Below are 4,835 nucleotides of genomic sequence, written 5' to 3' on the forward strand. Positions count from 1 at the left end.
ATGTACCAATACGCGGAAGGCGAATATATGACCGCAGACGAATATCCCGAGGCGATCCGTGACATGACCAAGTTTATGATGAACAAATGGATGCCGCGCAGCTTCGCGAACTTCCCCGGCCTTGCCAAGCTTGATTTCCGCAACGCCATGTGGTTCGGTCACATCGGCACGCTGCTCAATTTTGCCGACCCGGAGGTCATCAGCACGCTGGAGGCAATGGTAGAGACGGGCAAAATATTGAATGAGTGGTTTGCTTACCTTGGCGAATACGGTCAAAAACTCAAAAACCACTTCGGCATCCCCCTCATCTATGCTGGCTTTGCCTATGCGCCCTTCGATATGATCGGCGACTCCATTCGCGGCACGGTGCCCATCCTGATGGATATGTTCGACCATCCGCAGGAGCTTCTGGAGCTCATCGACGTGGTCACCGACTTTGCGATCGCAGACACCATCAAAAGTTGCAGCGGAAAAGAAACGCCATTCGTGTGGTACTGGCTGCACAAGGGTGTGGACGAATTCATGTCTGACGAGCAATTCAAAACGTTCTATTGGCCGTCGCTTCGCAAGTGTATCAACGCCGTGGCCGACGCGGGACTTACGCCCGTCGTTTATGTGGAGGGGGCTTACAATTCCCGTCTGGAGTATTTGAAAGAGATCACCCCCGGCAAAGCCATTTTCTCGTTCGAGTATACGGATATGGCGCAGGCCAAAAAAATGCTGGGCGGTCATTCGTGCATCATGGGCAATGTGCCCGCCGTAACACTGAGCTACGGCAGCAAACAGGAGGTCGTCGACTACTGCAAATGGCTGATCGACACTTGTGCGCCGGGCGGCGGCTACATCATGGACAGCGGCACTATGATCGACGACGCAAAAACAGAAAATATAGAAGCCATGTTTGAGACGACTCTCACCTACGGAAAACGTTAAAAAAAAGAAACAAACGCCCGTTTAACGAGACGGGCGTTTGTTTTACTATATATAATAGGTAGGAATTTATTCAAATAATGCGGTCGAAAGATACCGTTCTCCGGTGTCAGGCAAAATAACAACGATCTTTTTGCCGTTGTTTTCCGGACGTTCGGCAATTTTTTTCGCCGCGAACAACGCCGCGCCGGACGATACGCCGCACAGCACGCCTTCTTTGTGTGAAAGCATCCTTGCCGCCTCGTATGCTTCATCCGTGTAAACACCAATCACCTCGTCGATGATATCCCTGTTCAAAATCTTGGGTATAAAGCCCGCGCCAATCCCCTGTATCTTATGCGGAGACGGCTTGCCGCCCGAAAGCACCGGGCTTTCCGCAGGCTCCACGGCAATGATCTTTGTTTCCTGCCGGTTTGCCTTAAGCACTTCCCCGCAGCCTGTTATTGTGCCGCCTGTGCCCACGCCCGCCACAAAAATATCAACGTCGCCCACCATATCGTGCAGAATTTCCTTCGCTGTTGTTTCTTTGTGCGCCAGTACGTTTGCCGGGCTCTCAAACTGGTTGGGCATATAGCCTTTTCTTTGCTCACATATTTCCTTCGCCCGTCCGATCGCGCCGCGCATGCCTTCTGCGGCAGGTGTCAAAACAAGCTCCGCGCCAAGGGCAGACAACAGCCTCCTGCGCTCGATGCTCATAGATTCGGGCATCGTCAGCACAAGGCGCAGGCCAAGGCAGGTGCAAATATACGCGAGCGCAATGCCCGTGTTTCCGCTCGTCGATTCCACGATCACCGTGTGCTCGCCGATCAGCCCCTGATCAATCCCATCCTTCATCATGTAATAAGCCGGACGATCCTTCACGCTTCCCTGCGGATTAAAATATTCCAGCTTTGCCCAGATGGCCGGATTGATGTTATTCAGTTGCAAAAGCGGTGTTTCACCGATCAGGTCTGTCAGTTTCTCTGCTAATCTCATATCACTATTCCTCATTCTTGATAGATTTTACGTCATAAGGCGTTTCCTGATATACATAATAGTTGAGCCAGTTATTAAAAAGCAGGTTCGCATGACCCCGCCAGCGTACGACAGGCGGCTTGCTTGGGTCATTGCCCGGAAAATAGTGCGCCGGCACGGGAACATCCATGCCGCGCGCGATGTCCCGCACATATTCTGTCTTCAGCGTATTCGCATCATATTCCGGATGTCCCGTAACAAAAATCTGTCTTCCGCGCTTAGCCGAAACGAGGTAGACCCCGTTCTCTTCAAATTCACATAATATCTCAAGCGACGGATTTTCCTGTATATCAGACTTTTTGACATACGTATGCCGCGAATGCGGCGCCCAGAATTCATCGTCAAAGCCGCGCAGCAAAGGCCAGTTGTTAGGCGTCCTCTTGTGCAGGTAGATGCCCGAAAGCTTTTGCTCGCACGGATGTTTGTCGATCCCGTAATGATAATAAAGACCCGCTTGCGCCGCCCAGCAAATATACATCGTGGAATAAACGTTCTTTTTGCCCCACTCCATGATCTGCGTCATTTCCTGCCAATAGGTCACTTCCTCAAAGGGAATCTGTTCCACAGGCGCACCGGTAATGATCAGTCCGTCATACTTTTCATCCTTGATATCGTCAAACGTCTTATAAAAAGCGTTCAGATGTTCGATGGATGTGTTTTTGGAAATGTGTGTCGCCGGATGCAGCAGTACGACCTCCACCTGCAAAGGCGAATTCGCCAAAAGACGCATGAGTTGTGTCTCCGTCTGCTCCTTTGTCGGCATGATGTTCAGGATAACGATCCGCAGCGGACGGATGTCCTGACGCGCCGCGCGTTCCAGGGGCATTGTAAATATGCCCTCCTGCGCCAGAGTTTTCGCTGCCGGTAGTTTGCTACTGATGTTAATAGGCATATTGCATTTCCCCTTTCCTTGCATATTCAAAACAATGTTTGACTATCATTATATAGTAACTTATACTTATTGTACACGTTTTTATACAAATTGAATCCCGTTTTTTACCACGGGAATACACCACAGGAGTATCTATGCTGCAGGAATGGAAAGACAACGGCGCGCCTGGTCTCGCACGCGAGATCATGGCGATCAATAAGCCCAATATCACCGGAGACACGATCAGCGGTTTCGGCATGAAACGTAAGGTCGCGACGTTTATCGACCTTGTAAGAAGCGCCATGTATCCCAATATTTATGACAGTAGCACCACCAAAGAGATCGAGCTGGAGGCTACGGTCACGCGCCGTCTGCGCGAGGCCGCCGTATTGCTCGACTGCATGGTGGCAGAGGTGTTGGTAAACCAGTGCCAGTTAGAACAGCGCCACCGCGCAGATTGCAACAAGTGCAAAGAGACCGCGCAGAAGATCACCGTGCGTTTTATGGAGCAGCTGCCCCACGTTGCCCGGCTTTTGAATACGGATATCGAAGCCGCCTACTGCGGCGATCCGGCGGCAAGGTCGCATGAAGAGATTTTGCTGGCCTATCCCGGCTTCGAGGCAGTCAGCATCTACCGGCTCGCCCATATCTTTTATACGATGGATATTCCCCTGCTGCCGCGCATCATGACGGAGCAGGCGCACAACAAAACAGGGATCGATATCCACCCTGGCGCAACCGTCGGCGAACATTTTTTCATCGACCACGGCACGGGCGTTGTCATCGGCGAAACATGCACCATCGGCAAGCATGTCAAGATATACCAGGGCGTGACGCTGGGCGCGAAAAGCTTTGAGCTGGATGAAAACGGTCATCCCGTCAAGGGTGTCAAGCGCCATCCCGATATCCGCGATAATGTCGTCATCTATTCAGGGGCGACCATCCTCGGCGGCGACACAGTCATTGGCGAAGGCTGTGTGATTGGCGGTAACGTATGGCTCACGCATTCCGTGCAAGCATGCACGACTGTGTACAACGCCTCCCCCTCCCCAACGCTCATCACAAACGGAAAATAGCAAAGCAAAAGGCTTCCGCAAGGAGGCCTTTTTTTAGTTGACAAACAAATTTCCTTCTGCTAAAATGTACAACGTTGGACTTAATCGTACAATATTGTACTAAATTTTCAGGAGGTCACTATGTCAGCGCCCAACGAAAAACAGTTTTGGAAGTATATCCTTCCCTCAATGCTCACGATGTTTCTCAGTGGCTTTTACGCGATCGTCGACGGTTTCTTCGTCGGTCAGGCCGTCGGAGATATCGGGCTTGCGGCCATCAGCATCGCATGGCCTATCGCATCATTCCTGCTTGCCACCGGTACAGGGATCGGTGTAGGCGGTTCTGTTGTCATGTCCACGCGCTACGGCAAAAAGGATATCCCCGGTTCGCAGCGGGCGTTTGGAAACACCTTTTTTGTACTGCTTATTGCGTCCGCCCTGATGACCGTATTATTTTCATTGCTTTATGTACCGATCCTCGAGCTTCTGGGTGCGCGCGGCGAGCTTCTCGCGACTGCCGGAGAATACGCACAGATCGTTGCCGCCGGCAGCGTTTTCCAGATTCTCGGCACGGGTATCGCGCCGCTGCTGCGCAACAAAGGAAAGACCATTCAGGCTATGGCGGCTATGGTCAGCGGGCTTATTACCAATATCATTCTTGACGCCGTGTTCGTCATGGTGCTCGGTTGGGGTATCCGCGGCGCGGCGATTGCCACTGTGATCGCGCAGGCGCTTGTAGCAGCGGTCGGATTTCTCTTGCTGTACCGCAAAAAAGAAAACCGTATCCCGCTCGGCATGCTGAAACCGGAAAAAAAGACAGTCAGCAAGCTCTTGAAGATCGGCCTGTCGCCCTTCGGCATGACCTTTGCCCCATCCATCGTCATTATCCTTGCAAACCTGCAGTGCCTTACGTACGGCGTTACGGTCGCAGTCGCGGCTTATTCCGTGCTGATGTATGTCGTCAC

5 protein-coding genes are annotated in these 4,835 nt (G+C 52.0%); 3 read left to right on the plus strand and 2 right to left on the minus strand.

The annotated features are described in order from the left end of the window. The coding region (locus tag VB081_RS09030; protein ID WP_323400497.1) for a uroporphyrinogen decarboxylase family protein at positions 1-933 on the plus strand (933 nt) is incomplete at its 5' end. Positions 934-999: 66 nt separating this feature from the next. On the opposite strand, the gene cysK is transcribed toward VB081_RS09030, so the two are convergent. Next, on the minus strand, positions 1,000-1,905 hold the full coding sequence (gene cysK / locus VB081_RS09035; protein ID WP_323400498.1) for a cysteine synthase A: 906 nt from the start codon (positions 1,903-1,905) through the stop codon (positions 1,000-1,002). Positions 1,906-1,909: 4 nt separating this feature from the next. Continuing rightward, entirely contained in the window at positions 1,910-2,836 is a 927-nt protein-coding gene (gene metA, locus VB081_RS09040; RefSeq protein ID WP_323400499.1) for a homoserine O-acetyltransferase MetA, read from the minus strand. A 134-nt stretch (positions 2,837-2,970) separates the two neighbouring features. Here metA and VB081_RS09045 point away from each other — a divergent pair, with 134 nt between their 5' ends. Next, entirely contained in the window at positions 2,971-3,891 is a 921-nt protein-coding gene (locus VB081_RS09045) for a serine O-acetyltransferase (RefSeq protein WP_323400500.1), read from the plus strand. Between the two features lie 120 nt (positions 3,892-4,011). After that, positions 4,012-4,835: MATE family efflux transporter (locus tag VB081_RS09050; protein WP_323400501.1), on the plus strand; the 824-nt coding region annotated here is incomplete at its 3' end.

It is taken from the genome of Christensenella sp. (assembly GCF_034927525.1).
In the GTDB taxonomy this organism is placed as follows: Bacteria; Bacillota; Clostridia; order Christensenellales; family Christensenellaceae; genus Christensenella.

Coding starts and splice junctions, on each gene's coding strand:
- cysK (WP_323400498.1), bottom strand. CDS start 1,905: ATGAGATTAGCAGAGAAACTGACAGACCTGATCGGTGAAACACCGCTT.
- metA (WP_323400499.1), bottom strand. CDS start 2,836: ATGCCTATTAACATCAGTAGCAAACTACCGGCAGCGAAAACTCTGGCG.
- VB081_RS09045 (WP_323400500.1), top strand. CDS start 2,971: ATGCTGCAGGAATGGAAAGACAACGGCGCGCCTGGTCTCGCACGCGAG.